27 protein-coding genes and 1 tRNA gene are annotated in these 26,730 nt (G+C 65.3%); 14 read left to right on the forward strand and 14 right to left on the reverse strand.

Annotated features, from left to right (window positions below; all coding sequences use genetic code 11):
* Positions 1-3: 3 nt before the first annotated feature.
* Together lysA and argS are read right to left on the reverse strand one after the other, a co-directional pair.
* Positions 4-1,422 (reverse strand): diaminopimelate decarboxylase, encoded by a 1,419-nt coding sequence (gene lysA, locus OK015_RS22615; RefSeq protein ID WP_268126267.1) that lies wholly within the window; start codon positions 1,420-1,422, stop codon positions 4-6.
* Positions 1,419-3,071, reverse strand: coding sequence for an arginine--tRNA ligase (gene argS, locus OK015_RS22620; protein WP_268126268.1), 1,653 nt, complete (start codon positions 3,069-3,071; stop codon positions 1,419-1,421). The genes lysA and argS overlap by 4 nt, the downstream gene beginning before the upstream one ends.
* A gap of 125 nt (positions 3,072-3,196) precedes the next feature.
* Here argS and OK015_RS22625 point away from each other — a divergent pair.
* Positions 3,197-3,269 (forward strand) — tRNA-Arg (locus OK015_RS22625).
* A 210-nt stretch (positions 3,270-3,479) separates the two neighbouring features.
* Here OK015_RS22625 and OK015_RS22630 read toward each other — a convergent pair.
* A complete protein-coding gene (locus OK015_RS22630) occupies positions 3,480-5,243 on the reverse strand; it encodes a GNAT family N-acetyltransferase (protein WP_268126271.1) in 1,764 nt (587 codons plus the stop codon).
* Positions 5,244-5,323: 80 nt separating this feature from the next.
* Here OK015_RS22630 and OK015_RS22635 point away from each other — a divergent pair, with 80 nt between their 5' ends.
* Both OK015_RS22635 and OK015_RS22640 read left to right on the forward strand, forming a co-directional pair.
* Positions 5,324-6,103 carry an alpha/beta fold hydrolase gene (locus OK015_RS22635; RefSeq protein WP_268126272.1) on the forward strand — a complete coding sequence of 260 codons (780 nt, stop codon included), beginning with the start codon at positions 5,324-5,326 and terminating at the stop codon, positions 6,101-6,103.
* Positions 6,104-6,768: 665 nt separating this feature from the next.
* Positions 6,769-6,987 carry a helix-turn-helix domain-containing protein gene (locus OK015_RS22640; protein ID WP_268126273.1) on the forward strand — a complete coding sequence of 73 codons (219 nt, stop codon included), beginning with the start codon at positions 6,769-6,771 and terminating at the stop codon, positions 6,985-6,987.
* 10 nt (positions 6,988-6,997) lie between these two features.
* On the opposite strand, the gene OK015_RS22645 is transcribed toward OK015_RS22640, so the two are convergent.
* Entirely contained in the window at positions 6,998-7,564 is a 567-nt protein-coding gene (locus tag OK015_RS22645) for a carboxymuconolactone decarboxylase family protein (RefSeq protein ID WP_268126275.1), read from the reverse strand.
* Positions 7,565-7,609: 45 nt separating this feature from the next.
* On the opposite strand from OK015_RS22645, the gene OK015_RS22650 reads away from it, so the two are divergent.
* Positions 7,610-8,398 carry an SDR family NAD(P)-dependent oxidoreductase gene (locus tag OK015_RS22650; protein WP_268126277.1) on the forward strand — a complete coding sequence of 263 codons (789 nt, stop codon included), beginning with the start codon at positions 7,610-7,612 and terminating at the stop codon, positions 8,396-8,398.
* A gap of 58 nt (positions 8,399-8,456) precedes the next feature.
* On the opposite strand, the gene OK015_RS22655 is transcribed toward OK015_RS22650, so the two are convergent.
* Entirely contained in the window at positions 8,457-9,266 is an 810-nt protein-coding gene (locus OK015_RS22655) for an SDR family NAD(P)-dependent oxidoreductase (protein WP_268126279.1), read from the reverse strand.
* Between the two features lie 91 nt (positions 9,267-9,357).
* On the opposite strand from OK015_RS22655, the gene OK015_RS22660 reads away from it, so the two are divergent.
* From OK015_RS22660 to OK015_RS22680, 5 genes are all read left to right on the forward strand, one after another.
* Positions 9,358-10,347 carry an NAD-dependent epimerase/dehydratase family protein gene (locus tag OK015_RS22660; protein WP_268126281.1) on the forward strand — a complete coding sequence of 330 codons (990 nt, stop codon included), beginning with the start codon at positions 9,358-9,360 and terminating at the stop codon, positions 10,345-10,347.
* Positions 10,348-10,358: 11 nt separating this feature from the next.
* Positions 10,359-10,922, forward strand: coding sequence for a TetR/AcrR family transcriptional regulator (locus tag OK015_RS22665; RefSeq protein ID WP_268126283.1), 564 nt, complete (start codon positions 10,359-10,361; stop codon positions 10,920-10,922).
* 236 nt (positions 10,923-11,158) lie between these two features.
* Positions 11,159-13,156, forward strand: coding sequence for a glycoside hydrolase family 172 protein (locus tag OK015_RS22670; protein ID WP_442791320.1), 1,998 nt, complete (start codon positions 11,159-11,161; stop codon positions 13,154-13,156).
* A gap of 173 nt (positions 13,157-13,329) precedes the next feature.
* A complete protein-coding gene (locus tag OK015_RS22675; RefSeq protein ID WP_268126288.1) occupies positions 13,330-13,632 on the forward strand; it encodes a DUF732 domain-containing protein in 303 nt (100 codons plus the stop codon).
* A 144-nt stretch (positions 13,633-13,776) separates the two neighbouring features.
* Positions 13,777-14,256 carry a hypothetical protein gene (locus OK015_RS22680; RefSeq protein ID WP_268126290.1) on the forward strand — a complete coding sequence of 160 codons (480 nt, stop codon included), beginning with the start codon at positions 13,777-13,779 and terminating at the stop codon, positions 14,254-14,256.
* A 139-nt stretch (positions 14,257-14,395) separates the two neighbouring features.
* Here OK015_RS22680 and OK015_RS22685 read toward each other — a convergent pair whose 3' ends face one another.
* From OK015_RS22685 to OK015_RS22695, 3 genes are all read right to left on the reverse strand, one after another.
* Positions 14,396-15,037, reverse strand: coding sequence for a DUF1345 domain-containing protein (locus OK015_RS22685; RefSeq protein WP_268126292.1), 642 nt, complete (start codon positions 15,035-15,037; stop codon positions 14,396-14,398).
* Between the two features lie 128 nt (positions 15,038-15,165).
* Positions 15,166-15,636: a hypothetical protein gene (locus OK015_RS22690; RefSeq protein WP_442791321.1), complete on the reverse strand. Its 471-nt coding sequence runs from the start codon at positions 15,634-15,636 to the stop codon at positions 15,166-15,168.
* A gap of 197 nt (positions 15,637-15,833) precedes the next feature.
* Entirely contained in the window at positions 15,834-16,370 is a 537-nt protein-coding gene (locus OK015_RS22695) for an NUDIX domain-containing protein (protein WP_268126294.1), read from the reverse strand.
* Positions 16,371-16,435: 65 nt separating this feature from the next.
* On the opposite strand from OK015_RS22695, the gene OK015_RS22700 reads away from it, so the two are divergent.
* Together OK015_RS22700 and OK015_RS22705 are read left to right on the forward strand one after the other, a co-directional pair.
* Positions 16,436-16,807, forward strand: a complete 372-nt coding sequence (locus OK015_RS22700) for a nuclear transport factor 2 family protein (RefSeq protein WP_268126296.1) — start codon at positions 16,436-16,438, stop codon at positions 16,805-16,807.
* Positions 16,808-16,974: 167 nt separating this feature from the next.
* Positions 16,975-18,687, forward strand: coding sequence for an NAD-binding protein (locus OK015_RS22705; protein ID WP_268126299.1), 1,713 nt, complete (start codon positions 16,975-16,977; stop codon positions 18,685-18,687).
* Here the strand turns inward: OK015_RS22705 and OK015_RS22710 are convergent.
* Positions 18,684-19,562, reverse strand: a complete 879-nt coding sequence (locus tag OK015_RS22710; protein WP_268132997.1) for an LLM class flavin-dependent oxidoreductase — start codon at positions 19,560-19,562, stop codon at positions 18,684-18,686. The two genes, OK015_RS22705 and OK015_RS22710, sit on opposite strands and share 4 nt — an antisense overlap.
* Positions 19,563-19,630: 68 nt before the next feature.
* On the opposite strand from OK015_RS22710, the gene OK015_RS22715 reads away from it, so the two are divergent.
* Positions 19,631-20,044, forward strand: coding sequence for a VOC family protein (locus OK015_RS22715; protein ID WP_268126301.1), 414 nt, complete (start codon positions 19,631-19,633; stop codon positions 20,042-20,044).
* Positions 20,045-20,094: 50 nt separating this feature from the next.
* Positions 20,095-20,484, forward strand: coding sequence for a VOC family protein (locus tag OK015_RS22720; RefSeq protein WP_268126303.1), 390 nt, complete (start codon positions 20,095-20,097; stop codon positions 20,482-20,484).
* 10 nt (positions 20,485-20,494) lie between these two features.
* On the opposite strand, the gene OK015_RS22725 is transcribed toward OK015_RS22720, so the two are convergent.
* From OK015_RS22725 to cysD, 3 genes are all read right to left on the reverse strand, one after another.
* Positions 20,495-20,977: an Rrf2 family transcriptional regulator gene (locus OK015_RS22725; RefSeq protein ID WP_268126305.1), complete on the reverse strand. Its 483-nt coding sequence runs from the start codon at positions 20,975-20,977 to the stop codon at positions 20,495-20,497.
* A gap of 97 nt (positions 20,978-21,074) precedes the next feature.
* On the reverse strand, positions 21,075-22,919 hold the full coding sequence (gene cysC, locus OK015_RS22730) for an adenylyl-sulfate kinase (protein WP_268126308.1): 1,845 nt from the start codon (positions 22,917-22,919) through the stop codon (positions 21,075-21,077).
* Complete coding sequence (cysD, locus tag OK015_RS22735; RefSeq protein WP_268126311.1) at positions 22,919-23,899, reverse strand: sulfate adenylyltransferase subunit CysD; 981 nt, start codon at positions 23,897-23,899, stop codon at positions 22,919-22,921. Before cysD ends, cysC begins: the two co-directional genes overlap by 1 nt.
* A gap of 189 nt (positions 23,900-24,088) precedes the next feature.
* On the opposite strand from cysD, the gene OK015_RS22740 reads away from it, so the two are divergent.
* Positions 24,089-24,478, forward strand: coding sequence for a PaaI family thioesterase (locus tag OK015_RS22740; protein WP_268132999.1), 390 nt, complete (start codon positions 24,089-24,091; stop codon positions 24,476-24,478).
* Positions 24,479-24,646: 168 nt separating this feature from the next.
* Here OK015_RS22740 and OK015_RS22745 read toward each other — a convergent pair whose 3' ends face one another.
* Together OK015_RS22745 and OK015_RS22750 are read right to left on the reverse strand one after the other, a co-directional pair.
* Entirely contained in the window at positions 24,647-25,138 is a 492-nt protein-coding gene (locus tag OK015_RS22745; RefSeq protein WP_268126313.1) for a beta-class carbonic anhydrase, read from the reverse strand.
* Between the two features lie 146 nt (positions 25,139-25,284).
* On the reverse strand, positions 25,285-26,709 hold the full coding sequence (locus OK015_RS22750) for a hydrogenase large subunit (protein WP_268126315.1): 1,425 nt from the start codon (positions 26,707-26,709) through the stop codon (positions 25,285-25,287).
* Between the last annotated feature and the right edge of the window lie 21 nt (positions 26,710-26,730).

Here is a 26,730-nt window from a genome sequence, read left to right on the forward strand (position 1 = left end):
CGTTCACCTCACTTCCAGACTCAGCAGATCGTCGACCGTCTCCCGGCGCAGGATCAGGCGGGCCCGCCCATCGCGAACCGCTACCACGGCGGGCCGACAGATCATGTTGTAACGGCTCGAGAGCGAATAGCAGTAGGCGCCGGTCGCAGCCACCCCCAGCAAGTCGCCTGGACCCAGGTCGCCGGGAACCCACGTATCGCGCACAACGATATCGCCGCTCTCGCAATGCTTTCCGACGATACGGGCCAGCACCGCCGGTGCATCGCTAACCCGCGACACCAACCGGGCGTCGTACTGCGCGTCGTAGAGCGCCGTTCGGATGTTGTCGCTCATGCCGCCGTCGACGCTGACGTAGCGCCGGATTGCCGTGGTGCTGACCTCGACGTCCTTGACGGTGCCGACTTCGTAGAGCGTGATGGTTCCCGGTCCGGCGATGGCCCGTCCGGGCTCCACCACCAGCCGGGGCGTGGGCAGACCCACGGCCGCGGACTCGTTGCTGATGATCGTGCTCAGCTTGGCCGCCAGTTCGGCCATCGGAGGCGGATCATCGGAGGCCAGATACGAGATGCCCAGGCCGCCACCGAGATCGACGGTGGAGATCTGCGCGGTCTTCTCGACACCGAACTTGCCGACGACCTCCTGCAGCAGGCCGAGAACCCGGCGCGCGGCCAGTTCGAAGCCGGCGACGTCGAAGATCTGCGAACCGATGTGGCTGTGCAACCCGACTAACCGCAGGTGATCGGTGGCGAATACCCGCGCCACCGCTGCCATCGCCGCGCCGCCGGCGACCGACAGGCCGAACTTCTGGTCCTCATGTGCGGTGGAGATGAACTCGTGGGTGTGCGCCTCGACGCCGACGGTGAGACGGACGAAGACATCCTGGACGACGCCGGCGTCACCCGCGATGGTTTCGAGGCGTTCGATTTCGGTCATCGAGTCCACAACGATGTGACCCACACCGGCTTTGACCGCGGTCGTCAACTCCGCGACAGATTTGTTGTTGCCGTGCAGGGTAATCCGCTCCGGCGGGAAGTTCGCGTGCAGCGCCACGGCCAGTTCTCCGCCGGTGCACACATCCAGCGAGAGGCCCTCTTCGTCGATCCAGCGAGCTATCTCGGTGCACAGGAACGCTTTAGCGGCGTAGTGGACGTTGGCGCCACCGCCGAACGCCGCTGCGATCTCCCGGCAGCGAGAGCGGAAGTCGTCCTCGTCGATGACGAACAGTGGAGTTCCGTACTCCCGAGCGAGTTCGGTCACGGGGATGCCGGCGATGACGGCCACCCCCTCGTCGTCGCGAACCATATTGAGCGGCCAGACATTCGGCGCCAATGACAGCAGCTCCTCGGGGGACTGCGGCCGGGGCGGGCTGTCCGCGTGACGGATTTCTTCGGCGTGCCGGGGACCGGCGGGATGTACGTTCACATTCTCTCCGGGGCGCTGACGCCGAGTATTCCCAATCCGTTGGCGACGACCTGGCGGGTGACCTGGCACAGCGCCAGCCGGGCGGTGTGCAGGTCCGTGGGTTGTTCATCGCCCTGGGGCAACACCCGGCACGAGTCGTAGAACCGGTGGTAATCACCGGCGAGGTCTTCCAGGTAACGGCAGATGCGGTGCGGTTCGCGCAGGGACGCAGCGGTATCGAGCACCCGCGGGAATTCGCCGATGGTGCGCAGCAGCGCGCCCTCTTTGTCGTGGCTGAGCAATTCGAGGTGCCCGGTATCGGGGACCAGGCCGAGCTCGGCGGCGTTGCGGGCCAACGCCGAGAGCCGCGCATGCGCGTATTGCACGTAATAGACCGGGTTTTCATTCGACGCCGAGGACCACAGCGCCAAGTCGATGTCGATCGCGGAGTCTACCGACGAGCGGATCAGGCTGTAGCGCGCCGCGTCCACGCCGAGAGCGTCCACCAGGTCATCGAGGGTGATCACGGTGCCGGCGCGCTTGCTCATCCGCACCGGCTGGCCGTCGCGAACCAGGTTGACCATCTGCCCGATCAGCACCTCGACGGTCGCGGGGTCGTCACCGAAGGCGGCCGCCGCGGCTTTGAGCCTCGCGATGTATCCGTGATGGTCGGCACCGAGCATGTAGATGCACAAGTCGAAACCGCGCTGCCGTTTATCCAGGTAGTAGGCGAGGTCGCCGGCGATGTAGGCCGGCTTGCCGTCGCTCTTGATCACGACACGGTCCTTGTCATCGCCAAAAGCACTGGTGCGCAACCAACTTGCGCCGTCCTTCTCGTAAATGTTGCCGCTGTCGCGAAGCCTGGCGATGGCCTGGTCGACCCGGCCGCTGGTGTGCATCGAATCTTCGTGGGTGTAGACGTCGAAGTCGGTGCCGAATTCGTGCAACGTCTCTTTGATGTGGGTGAACATCAGGTCGACGCCGATCTCGCGGAAGGTCTCGTGCATCTCGGTGTCCGGCAGGCTCAACGCGTCGGGCGCCTTCTCCAACACCTGTGCGGCGATGTCGTTGATGTAGCTGCCGGCGTAGCCGTCTTCGGGAGTGGGTTCACCCTTGGCCGCCGCGATCAACGAGTTGGCGAATCGGTCGATCTGCGCGCCGTGGTCGTTGAAATAGTATTCGCGCGTCACGTCGGCCCCCTGCGTCGAGAGCAACCGGCCCAGCGCGTCGCCGACGGCGGCCCAGCGAGTGCCGCCGATGTGGATCGGCCCGGTCGGGTTGGCCGAGACGAACTCCAGGTTGATCTTGCGGCCGGCCAGCGCCGCGGAGTGACCGAAGCGCTCGCCGGCGTCGATGACGTCGTTGACGACCTTGGCCTGCGCGGAGGCCTCGAGGCGCAGGTTGATGAAGCCCGGTCCGGCCACTTCCGCCGAGGAGACGCCGTCGGCCTGAGCCAGCGCCTCGGCCAGCCATCCGGCCAGTTCACGCGGGTTGGCGCCGACCTTCTTGCCCAGCTGTAACGCCAGGTTGCTGGCGTAATCGCCGTGGTCGGGATTACGCGGGCGCTCGACGGTGACCGTCGCCGGTAGCGCGGATGCGTCGAGGCCATGCTCGGCAAGCACCGCGGATGCGGTGACTTTGAGCAGCTCAGCCAGGTCAGCGGGGGTCACGAGCGTCCATCCTATTGGTTAGCGTGCCTACGCCTCGAATCCATTGCGGTGTCAGCGCAGCCACCCGGATGCGTTAGTCTGTCCCGGATAGTTTCAAGCCCATTGGCGCAGTATCTATATCGTGCGCCCCCGTAGCTCAGGGGATAGAGCGTCTGCCTCCGGAGCAGAAGGCCGCAGGTTCGAATCCTGCCGGGGGCACTGCTGGAGCAGTGAGAACTTGCAGGTCAGACAGTGTGCCGTTAGTCAGCTCGGCTAATCCAAACGTCCTGGCTATGGCGCTATGGGTAGATCCGCGGCGTGGTGGCCGCGTCGGCATGACCCAACTGATTCGCGATAGATCCAGCGGCCCGCAGCGCAGTGCAGAACGGTACCGCGCGCGTGACGGGAGTCGCACACCGCGGCATGGACTCAGATGGTGCATTTCAGCCCGACCTGGGCGGCGTGGTACCCGAGCCGCCGATAGAACGCCAACGCCCTTTCGCGAGCCTCGTCCGTGGTCACCTGCGCCAGCTGCGCCCCGTGTGCTCGGCCGTAGTTGTGCGCCCACTCGACGAGTGCAGTACCAAGACCCTGTGCACGCTCGGCTTTGGCGACCCGTAAGCCCTCGATCTGCAGCCGGGTGGCACCGCCCCGGGAAAGGCCAGGAATGATGGTCAATTGCACCGTCGCGACTACCATGTCGGAACTGTTCAGGACGACTCCGAGATAGTTGGATTGGTTGCGAACGACCATGTCGTAGGCCGCCTCGTACCGTTCGAGTTCGGCGCCTTCGCGATCCTGACCAAATTCGTCGTCGGAGAGCATCTCGGCGATCACCCCCACGTGTTCGCGCGTCGCGCGCTGCACACGAAAGACGCGGCCCGCTACCCGCAGCAGTCCTCGAACCGAGGACTGCGCCAGAGCCTGTAGGCGCCCCACCAAAAGGTCCAGCCACGCCCCCACGTTCGTTCGTGCCTCCGTGGTATCTGGGTAGCGGCATCGCAGGTGTAGCCCGGACTCGTCCTGGATGAACCAGAGCATCACGCCGTCGGTGTCAACGCTCGCGCTCACATACTGGGCGTCGAGTCCGACCGAGTCGATGCGCACCGGAAGTCTGCGTTGGTCCAGCCAGGAAATCGCGAACATTCCTGGCGCAACGGGCATTCCACCCCACGGAGCCAGTACGTCGGCCAGTGGCCAGGAACCCAGCTGCACCGCTTCTTTGACGGCGGCGGCCGCGGCGGACGGCTCGGCCACCGCCGACTCCAAGACCGAATTGGTGATGAACCAGCCCACCGAGTCGTGCCATTTTTCTTCAAATCGGCTGTGCACGGGGAACACCGCGCGCAGTGGGGCCCCGGCCAACTCGCGGGTCACCGCAGTCATGGCGACCACCGCAAGCGCCAGCGTCGAGACACCGTCCTCGCGTGCCTGCTCGGCAAACGCGGCGCCGTCATCGACGTCGAACACGTCACGCACTTCAACGCGTTCCGGATGCGGCCCGAATTCGTCCAACGGCAGCGGAAACCGTGGCATGACCCCACCGCTGTCGCTGATGATTTGTGCCCATCGCGCGCGCACAAGGTCCGGTGCCGCGGGACGGTCCAACAGTGCCTGCGTGTGCTCGACAAATGCCGGCGGCGGCTGCAGCGGCGTACGACCGATGCGCGCGTCAGCGAGCAGCGACAACAGGTCCCGGGCAATCACCAGCATCGACCACATGTCCACGTGGGCGTGGTCGGCGGCGATCACCACCGTCAATCCGGCGGCAGTCTCCAACACACACAACCGATGCGAGGGCCGCGCATAGGGCGAGCACGCCGCATTGAGAACTACTCGCAGTGCGTCGTTGACCGCCTGGCCTGGAGTGATCTCATGCTCGACCCACCTGTCCGGGTGAATATCGATCTCATGCAGCTGCGGGTCGCCGTCCGGCCCGGGTGTGAATGCCGTTCGTAGCGTGCCGTGACGGGCGATCACCGCCAGCCACGCATCGGCCAACGATTGGCGGCTGATCCCCGCAGGCAACCGAATGGACAGAGCCATCCAGGAACCGGGCCGTGGGCCCGCACCAACGTGTATGCGCTGGTCAAAAGACACCGGGAGCCGCCGGCCAAGGTCAGACACCGAAACGTCGTAGCCCCAGAGTCGTCCGAAGGGTAGCCGCAGGTGCGCCACGTTGGTCAGCCGCATGGCGGTACCTTAACGCCCCAGATAGCCTGAATGCTCGGTCAGCGCGGGGCGAGCCGTCGGGTCGTGAAAAGAGTTGCGTGATGTCCACTTTCGTGGTTCCTGGAGCAGAGCTTGCGGTTGAACTGAGCGACGAGGGTGGTCATCCGGTTGTTCAACTGCACGGTCTTACCTCCAGCCGCGCGCGCGACCGGGTACTCAATCTCGACCTCGGCAGGGGCCTCAGCGGGACCCGATTGCTGCGGTACGACGCACGCGGCCATGGCAAGTCGACTGGGCGCAAGGTCGACGAGGATTACCGATGGGAAAGCCTTGCCGAGGATCTTCTGCAGCTGCTCGACAAATGGTTTCCCAGCGAACGGGTGCACGGAGTCGGCCCGTCCATGGGTACCGGCACGCTGCTGCACGCGGCTGCCCGCGAGCCGGACCGCTTCGCCGGCCTCACGCTCATGGTCCCGGCCACCGCGTGGGAAACCCGGCCCGCGCAGGCGGCGCTCTACCGGGCTGCGGCCGAAGTTATCGAAACCGAGGGAGTCGGGGCGTTCATCGCGTCGGCGCGTGGGGCGACTCCGCCGCCAGCCACGGTCGGCGCGCCCGAAACAGTTCCGGATGTGGCCGACGCGCTGCTGCCGTCACTGTTTCGAGGCGCGGCTCTCAGCGACCTGCCCGCTCGCGAAGCGGTCGCACGAATCGATGTACCGACGACGATTCTTGCCTGGGTCGGCGACCCGGCGCATCCGATGTCGACGGCGGAATCGCTTGCGACACTGATGCCGCGGTCAACGCTCACCGTGGCGCACGTCCCGGCCGATGTCGAGACCTGGCCCCAGATCCTGAGCCAAGACGTCGCCCGCAGAGGCTGACTTGTTCGGCAGATGAATACCGCTGCGATTGAGCGCACTGCCCAACCACGACGTCGGCCCAACGCGGCGGCGACGACTTCAGGCGGCCGATTGGGGCCGGTTGTCGCACAACGAATTTCATTCCGCCCGCTGAGGAATCCGACATCCGAAACGCACACCCGCATTGGCCGCACCTGGATGGGCTCGTCCGCTGCCCGATAGCCTCGTGTGCCAACCACTGATCGGCGATCCCCTATCCGCCGCACCTGGGTCATCTCAGCGGCGGTCCGCCTCACCGCTCCGCTGTTGCGGTCGGCACCGGGTGTACTGGATATTCTCGTGCCGTCGCGATCCAAATCTGTTGCACCTCTTCATATTAAGAGGCAAACGCCGCCGCCGACACCACCGGCGTGCGGTACCGACGCGGACGGCGGCTACATCTGGAACAGAATCAAGGACGCCGTCCCCACCAAGACGCCGGACGACAAGGATACTCGAGCGGGAGACCCGCGACAACGCGGCCGGGACAACGGTGATGCGCAATGTGCTGACGCAGATCCTGCTCGTGCAGGTGGTTCGAACGTTGCTCGACTGCAACGAGACTGACGGCTGGCTGCGTACCATGCGCGACCCCAACCTGGGCCCGGCGCTGGCGGCAATGCACGTGACGCCCGGCCGAAAATGGAATGTCGTTTGCTCCGCGATTCACCGACGGCGTCGGGGTATCGCCGCTGGCGTACCTGTCGGCACTGCGCATGCGCGCCGCGTCGCGGCTGCTGCGGTCCACCACCCGCACCGTGAGTTCGGTCGCGGCCGAAATCGGCTATTCCTCGGAAGGCGCATTCACCAACGCGTTCAAGCGATTTAGCGGTCTGACGCCGAGCGCCTACCGACAACAGCGGTGACGCGGCACCCTCACACCGATTTCGCGGCGTCGACCTGATCCCGATCGTATTCGATGACGGGCGCCGAGTCGCCGTACACGTTGAGAGTGTGGATGAACCGGTGCAATCCCATGGCGCCCGCGCAGGTGAAACCGAGCTCGATAATCTGCGCCGCGGTGAAATGCTCACCTAACCGCTTGTAGAACTCGTCGTCCATGGCGTGGTGGTCGGCGGAGAGCAGGTCGAGGAACTCGACGGCCATCTGTTCCTGCGGGGTGAGCTCGCCGTGGCCCGGCGCGAGCAGGCATGCGACATCCTCGTCGGTGATCGAATCATGTTTGCGCGACTGGCTGCAGGGTTCGCACTCGCCGAGTTGGGCACTGCGGATACGCAATAACTCCAGGATCCGGCCGCCGAGCAGAGTGCCGGCACCGAGATGGGTCCGCGCCATATTGACCTGTTCGAGCTGCGCGCTGCGATAGGCGAAGATCTGCAACGGCACCGGTGTCGCGTAGAGCCCGGCGGCAACACCGGCGTCGACGATTTCGCGGGAGTGTGCGCTGAGCTCTTCCATCGGGATTGGTGCAATACGCGGCATTAATTCAGGCTATCTTTTTTATGCGTCACTGCAAAGGAGAAGTCGATGTCCAGACTCGCCGGAAAGGTCGCGATCGTCACCGGAGGCGCCGGCGGTATTGGCGCGGCGACGGCACGCGAATTGGCGCGCGAAGGTGCGGCCGTGGCCGTCGTCGATATCGACGAGACAAAAGCCAACGAAGTGGCCGACGAGATTCGGCGCTCCGGTGCCCAGGCGATCGCCCTCGGCGGGGACCTCGCCGACGAAGACGCGGCGCACTCCGCGGTGGCGGCGACGGCAAAAGAGTTCGGCCGCATCGACATCCTGCACAACAATGCGGCACTGACCGCCAGCAGCTTCCTGTCGCGTGACACCACGATCTCGGAGATGCCACTCGACGTATGGCAGCGGTCGATGGAAGTCAACCTCGGCAGCCAGCTGCTGATGTGCAAATACGCTGTCCCCGAAATACGCAGCAGCGGTGGGGGTTCCATCATCAACATGTCGTCGGGAGCGGCCCTGTCGGGTGACCGGACTCGGCTGGCCTACGGCGTCTCGAAGGCCGGCGTGCATGCCCTGACGATGTACGTCGCGACCAGTGAGGGAAAGCAGGGCGTGCGGGCGAACACCGTCGTGCCCGGATTGATCCTCACCGGCGCGGTGCGCGCGCATCTGTCCGAAGACATCCTCGACGGCCTCGGCCGCGCCACGCTGACGCCCTACGTCGGACAACCACGAGACGTCGCGGAACTCGTCGTCTTTCTGGCTTCCGAACAGTCCCGCTACATCACCGGACAAATGATTTCGATCGACGGCGGAATGTCGGCACACGTCGCGATGAATACCGGCGATTAATGCAGCCATTATCGACACAAACGCCATTTCAGCGAATGCGATCTAAACGGCTCCGTATTTAATTCGTTGGCCCCAGCGAGTATGCCCCGGTTTCCGGATGGTGGTACCAGCCGCTGGCCGCATGCGTGCCGCCGTCGACGTGGATGGTCTGGCCGGTGATGTAGCTGGACATGTCGGACGCGAGAAACACTGCCGCTGCTGCCATCTCGTCGACGTGACCCGCGCGCCCCAGCGGAACCGTCAGACCGAACCGCTGCTCGGATCCCGGCGGCGCAATCGCCTTGATGCCTTCGGTCAAGGTGATATCGGGGGCCAGCGCGTTGACCCGGATGCCGTGCGGAGCAAGCTCGAGCGCGGCGGTCTTGGTGTAGTTGATGACGCCCGCCTTGGCCGCCGCGTAGGTCGCGTAACCCGGTGCGGCGCGGACACCTTCGATCGACGTGACGCTGATAATGCTGCCGGGCAGTTTCCGTTCGACGAGGTTGCGGGCCACCCGTTGCGTACACAGGTAGACGTGCCGCAGGTTCGACTTGTACAGGGCGTCCCACCCGTTCTCGGTGGTGTCGAGGATCCCCGACCAGAAGACGCCGCCGGCATTGTTGACCAGAATCGTCACGGGCCCGAGCTCGCCCGAGGTATGCGCCAGCGCGGCGTCCACCGCGGCGCCGTCCCGCACGTCGACCGGAACACCGAGGGCGCCGATCTCCCCGCCGGCGGACGCGCAGGTGTCGGGGTTTCGTTCCCAGATCGCGACTCGTGCGCCAAATGCCTTCAGTCCCGCCGCGATGCCGCGGCCGATGCCCGCGCCGCCACCGGTGACGACCGCGACGCGGTCGGTCAGGAGCACGCTTGAAGGATCGAGTGCCATGCGGATGACTATAGAACAATCCCCATGTCAAGGTTTACAGTTATGACTGAATATGTTCGATATGTAATGCGAACAAGCTGGGAGGCCCGCGATGGGCAGCACCATCTTCGTCACCGGCGCGACCGGTCAGACCGGCGGCAATGTCTGCGAGCAACTGATCGGGCGCGGCGATCAGGTTCGCGGCCTGGTTCGCGATCCCGACGCCGCCCGCGCGCTGGCCGAAATCGGCGTCGAATTGGTCAAGGGCGACATCAGCGACGCCGACGACGTGCTTCGCGCGGCCAAGGGCGCCGAGGCGGCTATCCACTGTGCGGCACTGCTCGGTGGCGCGAGTCAAGACCTCGAAGACTTCAAGGCCGTCAACCTGGTCGGCACGACGAATGTGCTCGATGCCGCGAAAGCGCACGGCATGCGCCGGGTCGTCGCCCTGAGCACCGCCACCTTTCTCAACCTGAACGCCGGCGTCGACTTCGAAGAGGCGCCCGTCCTGGGGAACCCACCCAACGACCCCTACACCGTCACCAAGCTCGCCGCGTTCCAGGAGGCCCACCGCCGCGCGGCCGCGGGCGACGACGTGCTGACCTGCCACCCCGGCGCCATCTACGGTCCTGGCCTGGTCGTGGAACGCGCATTGCACCGCACCAGCTTCAATCGCGTGCTGTTGGCGGGCATGCGCGGAAAGATCAAGCGCTATCTGGCTTTTCCGGTGACCTGGGTCGCCGGAGCGGACGTCGCGATGGGCTCGATCGCGGCACTGGACAAGGGCGTGTCCGGTGAGCGCTACCTGTTGGTCGGCCGGCCCGAAGACACCTTCAGTACGGCCGGTGGCATCAACCGCGCTTGCGAGGTCGCCGAGATCGCGCACCGTGTCGAGGATCTCGACTACCGCACCGACCCCGAGGCGTTGACTGCCGAATTCGGGCCCACCTTGATGGCCATCGCGAAAGCCGCAGCCCGCAGCGAGCGCACGCCCAGAAACAAAGACAACCTGACCGCGCGGCGACTCGGGTATGCCCCCATGTCCTTCGACGACGGTCTGCGGCTGTTGATCTCGTGGCTACGCAAACTCGGCAAGCTGTAGGGGCTGCCGCGGTGTCGATCGCCGAACCGCGCCGCTCGGACCATGGATATCTGGCCGATCGGATCCTGGATGCGGCCCAGCGACTGGTATTCCGGGTCGGCGCTCGCAAGTTGTCGATGTCGGACGTGGCGAGCCTGGCCGGGGTATCGCGTCCCACCATTTACCGCTACTTCGCGTCCAAGGAAGACCTCATCGACGCGATGGGAAAGCGCGAGCGGCGTCGCTTCAGCACGGCGATGGACAACGCGATGTCCGGGGTCGTCGGCGTCGCACGGCTGGAGGCCGCGGTCGACGTCGTCGCGACCTTCCTCGAGGCTCAGCCGCCGGGGCACCTGCTCGATCTCGAGCCGGGTTTCGCGCACGACCAGATGGCCGCGGCGCTACCCATGCTCGCCGAAGGGCTGGTGACGGTTTTGCAGCGCTGCGCCCGGGAAGGAGCGCTCGCCGCGGCGGTGGATCCGCCCGACCTCGCCGGCGCCATCGCACGGATCGCGTTGAGCCACTACATATTTCCCGAGATCGACCGCGGCGCTGCTCGTCGCCAGATCCGGACCGCCGCCGGACTTTCCACCTAGCCGATGTCGGCTCGCCGTGCGCAGGCGGGTGTCGCACACGTCACACCCGCCACATCGGTATCACGAAAGCTGAGACTACATCGTCCTGAGACGCGATAGCACATGCGATATCGCGTCTCAGACCTGGTATAGCCCAACCTTTTTGGTGCTGATGTGGTCGGTGTGGTCAAGTAGCCTCTGATGCTATGCCGATGACTGTTCGCGCGTTGTTTGTGATGGGCGTATTTCTGCTGACGATGACGCGTATCGGGGCGCCGGTCACGGCACATGCCGAGCCGGGCAGCGTCGGGCCGCGCGATAACAGGCTGGTGGGCTGGGACACCTACCGGCGATTGGATCGGCTGCCCTACCTGAGCGCCGATACGCAGACGCTGCAGGTGTCTAGCTTCGACCGCACCGGCGGGGATTTCGATATCTCCACGGGTAACAAGAATGGCAACGGCGGATGTCTCGCGCCGGGTGGGGCCGGCTGCGTGGTCGCGGAGGATCACGGTGCCGGCGAGGTCGATTCGATCTGGTTCACCCGCGACGGCGGCAACGTGCGTGCGATCGGCGCGATCCGCATTGAGCTGGACGGGCGGACGGTGGTCGACGCGCCGCTGCAGTCGTTGGTCGACGGCGCATTGGGTGCGCCATTCGTGTGGCCGTTAGTCGCCAATGCCGCGCAATCGCCCGGCGGTGTCTACATCAAAGTGCCCATGCCGTACCGGCGATCGATGCGGATCAGCGTCGCATCGCACTTGGAGTACTACCACGTCGACTATCGCCAGTTCCCCACCGCGGACGGTGTGAGCACATTCTCGTCCGCCGACCCCGCGCTCGACGTGGTGGCTGCGCTGCGTGCCGCGGGCACTACCGACCCCAAGCCGGCCGAACCCGCTGCGGCGCATACTAATCGGACTGTCGAGTTGCCTGCCGGCGCTGGGCGCACTATTGCCGAAGCGGCCGGGTCGGGCACGATCTCCGCGCTGCGGCTACAGTTGCCGCAGCCGAGTGATCAGCTTCTCGCGGGTCTGCGGATACAGGTCGAATTCGACGGCCGAATCATGGTCGACTCGCCCCTCGGTGAGTTCTTCGGCGCCGGACTGGGTGTCAACGACGTGCGATCGCTGATGTTCGGAGCCACACCACAGCCCGACGGTTCGCTGTCGTTGTCATGCTGGTGGCCAATGCCTTTCGCGCGTACGGTGCACGTCAACCTGGTCAACTCCACCGACGCTTCGGTATCCGGGATCGACAGCGACGTCGTGACTGTTCCCGGCCCGCAATGGGCGCCCGCGTTGGCCAGTGGCCGTGCCGGCTATTTCACCGCACGTTCGCATGCCGGGCCCACGACGGTCGGTGAGGATTGGGTGTTCGCCGGCGAACAAGGCCACGGAAAGTTCGTCGGCGTCAGCCACACCATTCGCGGCTCGAGAATCAAGACGTCGTTCGGCGACGACGCCCCGTACTTTCTCGAAGGCGCCGAGCGCGCGTACATCGACGGTTCGGCATCTCCGCAGTGGTACGGCACCGGCACCGAGGACTTCTACGAGGGCGGTTGGTATTTCAAGAACGGCACCCGTTACAGCGACCCGCTCACCGGACAGCCCGATCAGCGAACAGCCGCCGGCGGATGCGCGGACTACTGCGTCGTCGTCTACCGGCTGATGCTCGCCGACGCTATCGGCTACCACTCCGCGATTCGGTTCGGCATCGAGCACGGCAAGCGAAACATGGTCCAACCCGACTACAGCTCAACGGCATTCCTCTACACCCAGCCGAACGCCACCACGACTCCCGGCGACGATGTCAATCCCGGCGATCCCGTCAATCGATTCCTGCACGGCTACAACGACACCGACGCTGACGACCAACTACTGATCAGTCAATACGAGGGGACTGACGACACCCGCACCATCGCCGGGTTGATCCGCTCCACCGGTGCCCCGATCACGTTCGGTGTCCACATCGATCCGGACAATCGCGGTCTTCTGTTGCGCCGTACCTCAGACCAGGCGACCGGTTACCAGTCCGTCGATGTAGCCATCGACGGTGTGCCCGCCCGAAATTGGTTGCAGCCCCGCAGCAATGGCGCACACCGCTGGCTCGATGACTCCTATCTGGTGCCGGGATCCCTCACCGAGGGCAAGACCTTCATCACCATCACGCTCACCCCCACGCCGGACAGCCCGCCTTGGACCGCCAGCCGCTACCACGTCGACACACTGGCGGCCAATCCCTCGACCGATTGACTCGAGGACCCTGCACAAGAATCAAACCCTCCGGATTTACCAGCAAACCTGCCGAGGTCGCCGAGGTTGTCACAGCTCAACGGCTATGCCGACTTTCTCCGTTCTTCACACGGTTGCCGCACACTGATTCCATGTCCTCATCTCCTTGGCTCGTCAGAATTATCGTCCCTACATTGGTTGCCGCCCTCGTGGCCAGCGCTCCGATTGCGGCGGCCGATCCCGTCAGTGACGCCTACCTTGCTCAGCTACGCTCCGCCGGCCTCACCTGGCCGCCCGGACACGAAGCCGCCTTGATCGGGATGGCGCAGCTCATCTGCGACGACCTCGGCTGGGGCTGGACGCCAGACCAGATCGCCCACGACGTCCACGCGAACTTGGACCCTCGAGGCATCGCCGTCGGAGACGTCTCTGCGATGGTCGGCATCGCGCACGCGACCTATTGCCCCAACCAAAGGTGCTGGGCCCCGCACTGCTGAACGCCGTCACGGCACGCCGCACGAGCCCAGACGCATGTCGATTTCATAGAACTTTTCGGTCCCACCGACCGAACTGTCTTTCAATTCGATATGGGTTCAGGTCCGAGCGGATACTCCCTATCGGTTTGCTGTTACGTTCGCCTCGTGTTGATCACGGGGCAGCCAAACCATGGCAAGAGGGCGGAAAAGATGAGGATCCACACATTCATCGCGGCGACTGCGCTTTTTGCTGGCGCGCTACTTTGGGCGCCAGCGCACCGAGCCTCGGCCGAGCCGCTGGCCTCGGGCGACGATACGAAGATGAACGGCGTCTACCACTACGCCGACGAGGACGGCGGTGCCGGGACATGGATTATCAGAACCACGTGCACACCGGGCTGCGTCGCTCACGTGTCGACGTCAATGGAAGGCGGGTTTGACGCCCCCCTGGTCAATGGCCGTTACACCGTTGCCCGCACGGTCCCCGAGGGCGCGGTGTGTCCGGACTCGAGCCAGCACCCGATCGATGTGAATCAATCGTGGGATCCGCTGACCCTCACCGGCGAGGTGGACTTTGTGAATACCACTGCACCCTGCGGTCTTGATGACAACCGTGACGTATTCACACTCACCAGAATCGGTTAGCCAGAGCCGACGTCGGCACCGCTAAACCTGGGGCCGCATCGTTCGGGAATGCGATAGCGGATGCGATATCGCTTTTCAGATTCGTTCTAGTCCAACATTGTTGGTGCTGATGTGACCGTTGTGAGGCACCAGCTGTCGATCACACCTTGGAGCTCAGCCCCGCGATCAAATTGATCGTGACGGCGAGAACGACTGCGCCCAGCAGGTAAGAAATCAGCGCATGTCGTAACACCGTCGCTCTGATGGACGTCAGGTTGATCTCGGTGTCTGACACCTGGTACGTCATGCCGACGGTGAACGCGATATATGCGAAGTCCCGGAATCGCGGCGGCTCAGGGTCGTGGAAGTCGATCCCGCCCGGATCGTCGGAGTAGTAGAGCCGCGCGTAGTGCACGGTGTACAGCGTGTGCACGGCGAACCAGGACGCCACGACACTCAGAATGCCGACGATGGCGGCGTGCAGCGCCTCGGCGCCGGAGCGCGACCCCGCGGCCACCACGTAGCCGACCCCGCCCAGGCTCGCAACGCTTGCGGTCAGGATGACGACGTCGGCCAGCCACCGGGTCGGGTCCTCTCGCGTCGCCCATATCCGGGTTTGCTCGGCATCCATTCCGCGCAGGATGAGCTGCGTCCACAGCACATACACGCCGGCGGCGGTGATCCAACCGGCGAGCGCGTAGCGCCCACCGAACGCATTTCCCACCATGATTGCGACGACGACGCCGAGCACTACGACAACCGCTATCCGAACCGCGGCGGTGTCGCGGAACAACTTCACCATTGACGTCACCATCGGAACCTAACCATCAGCACACAGCGTCCCATAGCGACACTCGGATACAACTCCGAAATGACACGACTGCAGCCGTTCAGAACGCCTACTGCCCCTAATCGCCTTCGCTGCCGCAATCATGCGGCAGCGAACGCCGCCACCGGCATCTCCACGGTTCCCCGACATGGGCCGCTGGCGATGTCCGTGTGCCAGGTGCCGCGCAGCGACCCGTCCGGCTGCGGCGCGTAGAACGCCCACGACTTCGCGGGAGCCCAGACCTTCGGAACCCCTTGCCCCATAAAGCAATCCCACTGAAAATCGAAGTGTTCCACCCAGCGCGCTCCGTCCCAGGCGTAGTGAGACGGCTGGGGCAGTGTCGGGTTCTTGGGGACGGGTCCGTTCGTGGCTGTCGCGATACACGTGCCCGACGAGCACGACGTCACGAAGACGTAGTCAGCGCTGAAGGTGGGTTCGGCTTGACCGGCCGCCACACTGGTTCCGGCCTTGTTCACGGCATAACGCACCAGCGAGTACTTGCCGTTCCACACCGGGGTCGCCGCATGCACCGAAATCGCCGAAGCGCCAAGGATCGCGACGACGCCGAGCACCAGCGCCAGCCGGCGGCCGAACCTCACACGCGAACACACCGTCTCAATAGTGCGGATTCGACGACGCGATGCGATCTCGGCCCGGACACGATCGCCTCAATCCGGCCGAAACTTTGTCGCCCCGAACGGTTCCGCGGTGCCCATCGCGAATACGGCCGACGGCTGCGGCCACCGGTGCCCGGCGCCGCCCCCGAAACTCATCGCTCGTGCAGCAGGAACAGGCCGTAGGCCGCAATGGACTGCGAGTCGACCATCACTCCCGAGCGGATCATCTCCTCGACGTCTGCCCGCGAGAACCACTCGCTGCGCATGTCCTGCTCCTCATGCTCGCGGTCTGCTTCTCCCTCGGAGACCCCGGTGGCCAGAAACACCCAGCCGCGCTGGCTGGTCATCCCGGGGGCGACATCGAGCAGACCGAGTGCCTCGAACGACGCCGCGGTCAACCCGGTTTCCTCGCGCAGCTCACGCGCGGCGAGTGCCGCGGGTTCGGCGTCGGCCAGATCGGGTGCTGTGCCCTGCGGGAACTCCCAGCGGCGCGCGCCGAGCGGGTAACGGAACTGTTCGACCAGCCGAAATCGGGTGCCGTCGTAGGGCATCACCAGCGCGTAGGTCGGCTTGTCCACCACAGCGTAGATGCCGGGACTGCCGTCCGGGCGGCGGATGTCGTCCTCCCGGAAAATCAGCCACGGGTTCCGATAGATCTCGCGTGACGCGAGGCGTTCGATGAAGGGCACGCCGCCCAGTATGAATGCGACCAACCCGACGCGACGGCCATCGCGAGGAGGTAGCGTCCGAAGCCATGCCTTCCCAAGAAGCCATCACCCAGACCGTCAACAGTTATCTCACGCTCGTCGCCAAGGGCGCTACCGAAGAAATAGTGCAGCTCTACACGGCCGACGCCACGATCGAGGACCCGGCCGGAACCGACGTACGGCGCGGCCGCGACGCGATCCGCGAGTTCTACGCGGCATTCCAAGATGCCAAGAAAGAGACCGAACTCGCCGAAGTACGCGTGGGCGGCAGCGAGGCGGCGTTTCTGTGGCACCTCACGCTCGACGCCGGTGACAGCCGCACCCGGATCTCACCCATCTCGCTGATGACGTTCGACGACGATGCGAAAATCACCTCGATGCGGGCATTCTGGTCCCCCGCTGACGTTCGCGTGCTGTAGCGCAAAGCCGTTACAGCCGAAGAACATACGAAGATCGGTGTCGCGTTGCCGGCCGCTTCGCTGGCACAATTCGGCGCGGTAGCCGATAGTGGGTCTATGCCAGACGGCCCCAGGACCACGGCCGAGCGGCCGAGACCCCGTACCCGACAACATGAAACGTGCTGAGCATGCAACGTCACATCATCGTCAGCGGTGACGACGCGCTCGCGTCGACCATCGTCGACGAGCTGAAGAACGCGGGTGCCCGGGTTGTCATGCTCACCAGTGACACCGGACTCGCCGACGCCGGGGTCACCCGCGCCGTCGCCGTGATCTGTGCGGGAAATGACGATGCGCGAAATCTCGAAATTGCCTTGCTGGCAAGGAAAGCCAACCCGAATGTGCGCGTGGTCGCCCGGCTGGCCAATGATGTACTGCGCGAAGCGGTCGCCGACCACAACGGCCCAGGCGCGATCCTCGACGTCGCCGAGCTGGCGGCGCCGTCGGTCGTCGAGGCCGCTCTGGCACACACCGCACACCCCTTCGAGGCGGCCGGCATCAAATTCCTCGTGTCAGGCACGGAGGCCCCCTACCACGCGACCCTGCGCGAGATCTACGCCGACCTGGCTCCGGTCGCGGTACTCCACGGCAAGAACTCGCCCGCGCCGGGGCTATTGGAAACCTGCCCGGGCCGTGACCTGAAGGTTCACGCCGGTGACTGGACGGCGATGATCGGCACGGTCGACGAGTTGGGGGCCCGCGGCATCAAGCCCCCGCGACCCAACACGACGCGCACCCGGCAGCGGCGGCTGCGGCGGGCCGCCGGCGTCGCACGCAGCCTGCGCAACGACGTCAACCCGATGTTCATGCGTGCGGTGGCCGCGGTGTTGACCGTGCTGATCGGCTCGACGGTGTTGTTGCGCTACTGCTACCAGCCCCACGCGAAAATGACCTGGGTCGACGCGCTGTACTTCAGCACCGAGACGATCGCGACGGTGGGCTACGGCGACTTCAGCTTCCTCTCGCAACCCACCTGGCTGCGACTGTTCAGCATCATGTTGATGTTCGGCGGCTTGACCACTACCGCGGTCCTCGTCGCGTTCATCGCCGACCTGCTGATCTCGCGCCGCTTCGCCCATACGGCCGGCCGGCGGCAAGCTCGACACTTGCGCAATCACATCGTCGTCGTCGGGCTCGGCTCGTTCGGCAGCCGGGTCACCGCCGATCTGCACGCCGCCGGATACGACGTCGCGGTGATCGAGCTCGACGAGAACAACCGCTTCTTGTCGACCGCCGCCGAACTAGAGGTGCCGGTGATCTTCGGGGATGCGACGCTGCGCCAGACGCTGGCAGCGGCCCGCGTCGACACCGCGCGTGCGGTGGCGGTGCTGACCCACGACGACATGACCAACATCGAGACCGGGATCGTGCTGCGCGAGATGTTGGGGCCACGCGTGATGCCGAAGGTCATCCGGCCCGACGTCCCGATCGTGCTGCGCATCTACGACCGCGAACTGGGTAGCGCGGTCGCGGAGCGGTTCGGGTTCGACAACGTGCGCTCGACCGTCGAGCTCGCCGCCCCGTGGTTCATCGGCGCCGCGATGGGTCTGCAGGTGCTGGGCACGTTTTCGGTCGGGCAGCGCTACTTCATGGTCGGCGGTATGCACGTGGCACCGGACAGCGAACTCGACGGGCTGCGGATGTTCGAACTGTCGACGCAGACCCGCGTCATCGCGATCACCCGAGACGATTCCCCGGTCCAACTACACCCACGGCGCGACGCCCGGCTGCGTGCCGGCGACACCGTCTACGTCGTCGGCCCCTACCGCGAATTGCTGGCCACGCTGCAAAAGGGGCAACCCCCGCAGCCGGAGGTCGGCCACGAGCGCCTGCCGGCCTAGAGCCGTCCGGCGACGTCGGCGGCGCGCCGCACCTGGTCGAGGTCCGAACTGGTCGGGATCAGCTGAACCTCGTCGGTGCCGATCTCGGCGAACCTGCGCAACACCGCGGCCAGCTCGTCTTCGCTGCCGGCCCAGCCGGTCATCGGGGCCATCGCATCGACGTACTCCGCCGGTATCCAGTTAATATAGCGCCGCAGATGGCGATGCACCTGGGCCCGGGACTGCTCGGGGGTGCCGAAGGCGAACCAGAACGAAGTCGCCAGATGAGGTTTGGGCTTGCCGGCCTGCGCCCACGCCTCCCGCGCCACGTCGAAGAGCTCGTTTTGCTTGTCGACATCCAGGTCCAAGGTGGTGCCGGCCAGCCCGTCGGCCCAGGCCGCCGCGCTGCGGATGGTCTTGGGCCCGATAGTGCCGACGAACAGCGGCGGACCGCCGGGCTGAACCGGCGCGGGCCCCACCGGCAGCACCGACTCGGTGATCTTCTCGCCCACCCACACCCGCTTCATCACCGCGACCCGCTCGGCCATGTCGCGCATCGTCTGCGTCGCCGGGTCGGCGCCCACCGCGTGGTAGTCCTCGTGCCTGCCGCCCACACCGACCCCGACCGTCAACCGTCCGCCGCACAGCATGTCGGCCGTGGCCAGGCCCTTTGCCAACATGACCGGATCGTGCAGCTGCGGCACGATCACGGTCGTCATCAGCCGCACCCGTTTGGTCCATGCGGCGAGCGCGCCCAGCAACGTGAGGTTGTCCGGGTTGGTGAACGCAATGCGCTCGCCCCAGCACAACGACGAGAAAGGGCCCTCGTCGATTTCGCGTGCCCAGGTCTCTAGCACCGTGGCATCCAAGTCCGGCTCCATCACCGGCATCGTCATTGCTATCCGCACGACGGCGATTCTGGCATGCCCTCAACATGTGGTGCCTGGAGTGGCAGCATGGGCCAGTGCCCTTAGCCAGTACATCCATCGCACACGTCCGCCTCACCGTCACCGATATCGAGCGATCCAGGCAGTTTTACGAGAGCGTGTTCGATTGGCCGGTGTTGCTGGAAGTTCCCGAGAATGCCGACGAGGCAACCCGTAACCAGTTCGCCTTCTTGTACGGCGGCGTCGTCTACGACCTTGGCGGCACGCTTCTGGGGCTGCGGCCGGTCGCCTCGGACCGTTTTCACGAAGACCGCTGCGGTCTTGACCACATCGCGTTCCGGCTCGCCAGTTTGGACGAATTAGACACCGCGGCAGCACATCTCGATGAGGTGGGGGTAGCACACGAGCCGATCAAAGACATTGGGCCGTCATACATTCTGGAGTTCCGCGACCCCGACAACATCGCCTTGGAGCTGACCGCGCCCAAGTAGCGTTTCGCGCATTGTCGCCTCGCGGCGACAGTGGTTGACTGGAAAGAACTATGTCCATCAATTTCAACCACACCATTGTCGCCGCCCGCGACAAACGCGAGTCCGCGGAATTTCTCACCGAGCTCTTTGACCTGCCCAGCCCGCAGCCATTCGGCAACTTCATGGTTGTCACCCTCGAGCACGGGGTGAGCCTCGATTTCGCGAACGCCCCCGAGGGCGAGGAAATCCGGCGGCAGCACTACGCCTTCCTTGTCTCCGAGCCGGAGTTCGACGCGATCTACGGCAAGATCCAATCCCGCGGTCTTGCGCATTGGGCCGATCCTCGGCAAAGCCGGCCCGGCGAGATCAATCACAACGACGGCGGCCGCGGGGTCTACTTCCTGGATCCCGCCGGGCACGCGCTGGAGATCCTGACTCGGCCCTACGGATCAGCCGGCTGACCTTTCCGGCCTAGTCGAGGCGCGGACCGCCATGCCGGACGTTCTCCTGACTTCGATAGTCGTCGGCAAGCTTTGCGACGTGCTTGGGCAGGGTGCCCGACGCCACATCCGCCAACGTTGTCTCCTCCAGCACCGACCGCATGCTGGCGCGTAACGCACGCCAGACATCGGCGAGCGGCGCCGTGGGCCCTGAGTACGGCAAATCACCGAGGCCGATGTCTCGCACGCTGGCCAGCGGCCCGTCGATGCAGCGCAACACGTCGGCAATGCTGATCTCGCTGCCGGGACGGGCCAGCTCGTAGCCCCCGTCGCGGCCGCGGTGGCTGCGCACCAAGCGGTCGGTGCGCAGGTTGGTGAGGATGTCGACGAGGAACTGCGGCGGTATGCCCTGCGCCTGGGCCAAGTCGTCGGTCTTGACCAGCGTGCCGGCTTCCGCGGTGGCGAGCTGGATCATCGCCCGCACCGCGTACTCCGCCTTCGCCGACATCCGCACTCTGAGGATTGTGCCACCAGCCGCCCGGGGACGATGCGGCCCGCTTGCGGGCCGAGGAGGAGGCGGACAGTCAGACGCGACGCGTGGGTCTGTGCGCCTAGGCGCGCGACTCCAGCATGTCGAGGACGCGCTGCGCCATTTCCTCGAGCGAGCAGTCCGGGATCAGCCGCAGATCGGGATGCTTCGGCCGCTGATACGGACTGTCGATACCGGTGAAATGCGTGATCTCACCGGCGCGGGCTTTCGCATACAGCCCCTTCGGATCACGCGCCTCACACTCCGCGAGGGGGGTATCACAGAACACTTCGAAGAACTCAAACCCGGCGTCGTCGTGCACTTTACGGGCCATCTCGCGGTGTTCGGCCAGCGGGCTGATCGCGGGCACCAACACGGTCTGGCCGGAATCGGCGAGCAGCGTCGCAACGTGGGCCAGCCGGCGCAGGTTCTCGGCACGGTCGGCCATGGAAAAGCCGAGGTCGGCATTCAGGCCGTGCCGCAGATTGTCACCGTCGAGAACGTAAGCGGGCACACCCTTTTCGAGCAGCTTCTGCTCGACCAGCATGGCCACCGACGATTTACCCGCACCCGACAAGCCGGTGAGCCACAGCGTCCGGCCCCGGGCCGCCCGGTCTTCGGCGGTGACCAGCGACTCGTGCCGCACGGTGTTCGGGCTTGCCTTCTGCGCCGCGACATCGCGCAACACCATGCCCGCCGCGACCGTGCCGTTGGTGTTCGGGTCGATGAGGATGAACGAGCCGGTGCTGGCGTTGCGGGTGTACTCGTCAAGCAGCAGAGGTACCTGCGTGCGCAGCGTAATGCGGCCAAGTTCGTTGAGTTTCAACGCCGTAGCGCTCTTGTCGCGATGCAGGGTATTCACGTCGAGGCGGTAATCCAGCGCAGTGACACGAGCGCGGGTGGTTCGAGTGGTGTGCTTGATGACGTAATCGCGGCCCGGCTCGAGCGCCGCGCCATCGGCCATCCAGCACACGGTCGCATCGAAGTCCTGCGCGACCCTGGGCTGGTTGTTGGTGCGGGCGATCATGTCGCCACGCGAAATGTCGATATCGTCGTCCAGGATCAGCGAGACAGCCATCGGCGGAAACGCCTCTGCCACAGAACCATTCGGGCCTTCGATCGCGGCGATCCGGCTGGTCTTGCCGATCGGTAGAACGACGACCTCGTCGCCCGGGCGCATCACGCCGCTGGCCACGGTTCCGGCGTAGCTGCGGTGGTCACGATGCTCGTGGGTCTGCGGCCGGATCACATACTGGACCGGGAACCGCACGTCGACCAGGTTGCGGTCACCGGCGATGTACACCTCCTCGAGGTGCGACAGCAGGGCCGGCCCCTCATACCAGGGCGTCTTGCCCGATTTGGTCACCACGTTGTCGCCGAGCAGCGCGGAAATCGGGATGGTCGCGACATCCTGCACGTCCAAACGTGCCGCGAAGGCGTGGAATTCGTCCTTGATCGCTTCGAACTTCTCTTTGTCCCAGTCGATCAGATCCATTTTGTTGACCGCCAGCACGATGTGCTGGATGCCCAACAGCGATGCCAGGAAGGCGTGTCGCCGGGATTGCTCGAGCAGACCCTGGCGGGCGTCGACGAGCACGATCACCAGCTGGGCGGTGGACGCGCCGGTGACCATGTTGCGGGTGTACTGGATGTGGCCCGGGGTGTCGGCGATGATGAATTTCCGCTTGGGGGTGGCGAAGTAGCGGTAGGCGACGTCGATCGTGATGCCTTGTTCGCGTTCGGCCCGCAGTCCGTCGGTGACCAGCGCCAGATCGGTGTACTCGTGGCCGGCTTCCTTGGATGTCTTTTCCACCGCCGCCCACTGGTCTTCCATCACGGCTTTGGAGTCGTAGAGCAGGCGCCCGATCAGGGTGGACTTGCCGTCGTCGACGGAGCCCGCGGTGGCCAGTCTCAGTAACGTTGCCATCAGAAGTAACCCTGCCGTTTCCGGTCTTCCATTCCAGCCTCTGAGATGCGGTCGTCGGCCCTGGTCGCGCCGCGCTCGGTCAGCCGGGATACCGCGGTCTCGGCAATGACCTCCGACACCGTGCGGGCTTCCGATTCGACACACCCGGTGCAGGTGACGTCACCGACGGTGCGGAATCGTACCGTCTTCTCCACGACCTGCTCGTCGGCGCGCGGCTGCATGTGACGATGTACGGCCAGCAACATCCCGTCGCGCTCGAAAACCTTGCGCCGGTGGGCGTAATAGATCGAAGGCAACTTGATCTTCTCGGCGCCGATGTAGGACCAGATGTCGAACTCCGTCCAGTTCGACAGCGGGAAGACCCGGATGTGCTCGCCCTTGTGGTGCCGGCCGTTGTAGATGTTCCACAGCTCGGGCCGCTGGGCCTTGGGGTCCCACTGGCCGAACTCGTCGCGGAAGCTGAACACCCGCTCCTTGGCGCGTGCCTTCTCCTCGTCACGCCGCGCTCCCCCGAATGCCGCGTCGAACTTGTTCTCCCGGATGGCGCGCAGCAGCGTCACGGTCTGTATCGGGTTGCGCGACGGGATGGTTTCGACGACCCGGCCGGCGTCGATGTCTTCCTGCACCGACGCGACCACCAGGCGCACCCCGAACTCGTCGACGAGTTCGTCACGGGTCGCGATCACTTCGTCGAAGTTGTGCCCGGTGTCGACATGCATGACCGGGAACGGCAGCCGTCCGGGGCGGAACGCCTTGAGTGCCAGGTAGAGCATCACGATGGAGTCCTTGCCGCCGGAGAACAGCAGCACCGGCCGCTCGAACTCCGCGGCCACCTCCCGGATGATGTGGATGGCCTCCGCCTCCAACGAGCGCAGATGGCTCAATTCGTACTGTCCGGCCGCGGGGCTCGCCGTCACACCACTGGTCATGGCTTCCTTGTCCGATCCGTTTATCCGGATAAACTTGGTAGAACTGACCATGTTTACGGTCATTGACGTTTATAGAACCAGCCCGCCTCGGCGGTGTCAATGGGCAGTAGCCCGGGTGGCGCGCGGGCCGAGCACCGGACATATCGAGCCAGGTCGGTGCGCCAGCCCTACCGCGCCGGCCGTTCAGTGCGAAAGCATGGACGAATGGCCAGCTCTTCCGCTCCAGACAGCGGGCGCGACGTGATCGCGCAGTTCCTCCCCCAATCGCCGTTCGTCGCCAAGCTGGGAATCGTCGCCGACCAGCTCAGCGACGACGAAGTACGGCTGCGGCTGCCGTGGGATCCCTCCAACGTCACCGTCGGCGACATGGTTCACGGCGGTGCCATTGCCACGCTTGCCGATCTCACCGTCATGGCGGCGGCATGGTGCGGCGCCGAGGCACCGCCCGAGCTGCGCGGCGTCACGGTGTCGATGACCCTGGACTTCATGGCGCCGGCCCGGTCCACCGACGTGATCGGGGTGGGCCGGGTGCTGCGGCGGGGCCGCTCGCTGACCAACTGCGAGGCCGAGATCGTGGACCCGGAGGGCAGGCTGATCGCCAAGGCCCTCGCCACTTACAAGGTCGGCTGACCGCCGTCGGCGCGGCGGTCGGACCGAAGCTTCGAAGGGTGTGGCAACTTGCCCGCCTTCGAGCGACAACAGCCCGCCACCACCCCGCGCGAAGTTACGTTGCCGCTCGGAGACGGGCACCTCGTGATGCACCCGCACGCCGATGGGCCGCGGAACGAACAGCAGGCGCTAGCGGGTAACCTCTTCGAGTTTGCCGGTCGCGACATCGAAGATGAAGCCGCGCAGCGACACGTGCTTGGTGACGAACGGGCTGTTTTCGATGCGGCGCAGCGACTGCCGGACGTCATCCGCGACGTCGGGGAAGGCCTCGGCCGCCCATGCCGGTTTCACACCCGTCTCTTCTTGGATAGCGCGCTTGAAGTCGTCGTCGGCGAAGGTGAGCATCCCACAGTCGGTGTGGTGAATCAGGATGATCTCCTGAGTCCCCAGCAGCCGCTGACTGATGGCCAGTGAGCGAATCACGTCGTCGGTGACGACCCCGCCGGCGTTGCGGATGACGTGGGACTCACCCTCGTTGAGGCCGAGTACGCGGTAGACGTCGAGCCGGGCATCCATACACGCGACGACCGCAACATGTTTGCTCGGTGGCAAGGGCAATGGCCCACTGAACGTGCTTGTGTAATCGGCGTTGTTGGCCAGGTAGTCATCGGTAACCGTCACTGCACGTCTCCTCGGAGCATCGCGGCATGGAATTTGCTACAGGATCGGTGCCGGAGTGTATTCCGTTCGGTTGGCGCAGTCTGCACTTTTGCTCTGCAAGTTCTTAATCCTCGGCGCCGACCAACGCACGTCCGAATGTGCCTTAGCTACAGGTCGTTACCCGCGTAGGACTGGTTGAAGCTCTTGTTGGCCAGCGGGAAGTCGGGGACGATGGTGTCAGCCATCGCCACGGGCAGCGCCGGCCAGTTGAACCAGGACGGGTCCACGATTTTGGCACGGGTGATTCGGTTGGTCGCGTCGACTTCGACACGGTGCACGATTGTGCCGCGCCAACCTTCGACGATGCCGACACCGCTGCTCGGCGTCCCCGGTGGGTCGACTCTGGTGATGTATTCGATTGGACCGCTGTGTGACTCGACAATGTGTCGGGCGAGGGCGACGGACGCCGCGAACTCGTCTCGCCGTACCGTGTAGCGGGCGAGAACGTCGCCACCTGCCGCGCCGATTTCCGTAATGGGCAGCTCGACGGCGGGATGCTCGACCCGGGCGTCGGTGCGCAGGCCGCTGGCACGGGCGACGTACCCGAGACAGCCCAGAGCGCTGGCGTCTTCGGAGCGCAGGGTCGCGGTACCGGCGAATCTGTCGAATGCGACCGCGTTAGCCAGTGTCAGCGAGGCGACCTCAGCCAAGTCAGCGGCGAGCAGTTGAAGTTCCTCGGTATCGGGAAGGCCTTGCAGCGCAACGCCACCCGGGTGGATGGCGCCGCGCAGCAGCCGATGACCCGCGACCGAAGCGTTGAGCCGCAGCAGTCTCTCGCGGATGCGTTGGGCGTGCGTGTTGGCGATGCCGTAGCCGATGTCGTTGGCCAAGGCACCGAGATCGGCGGCGTGGTTGTAGAGCCGCTCCAGTTCGACGATCAGGGCGCGCAACCGGTGCACCTCATCGGGCAACTCGATGCCGAGAGCGTCTTCGACGGCGAGGCTGTGGGCCAGGGCGTGGGCGGCCGACGTATCTCCGCTGATACGTTCGGCGAGCTCGACGCCCTCCGTGGCCGCACGGCCGTGGAACAGCTTCTCGATGCCGCGGTGTACAAACCACAGCCGGGCCTTCAACCGCACGACGGTCTCGCCCGCCACCGAGAAGCGAAAATGGCCGGGTTCGATCAGGCCGGCGTGAACGGGACCGACCGGGATCTCGTAAACCCCTGGCCCTTCGACGTTGAGGAAAGGGAACGCGCCGGCCTCGGCGAATTCGGGTGCGGGCCCCGCGTCGGTGCGCATCGGATGCCAGTCGGGCCAGTGCGCGTGGCGGACCAGGCGGCGCGGCTTGGGATGGCCGACGGGCCGGATGCCGTACAGGTCCGCCATCTCACGCTCGAACCGACTCGCCGGAAACGACACATAGGCCAGCGACTGAACATTTGGATTGTCCACGGGTACAACACATTCGAGCTCGACACGGCGGTCCGGACAGCCGGCCAGAAACAGGTAGACCACACGCAGAGTGTCGCCGTCGTCGTGCGCGGCAACCAACGCCAGCCGAAACGAATCGTCCAGGAGTTGTTCGGCCATTTCGGTGAGTCCGTGCTGGGA

This window comes from Mycobacterium sp. Aquia_216 (assembly GCF_026723865.1).
GTDB lineage: Bacteria > Actinomycetota > Actinomycetes > Mycobacteriales > Mycobacteriaceae > Mycobacterium.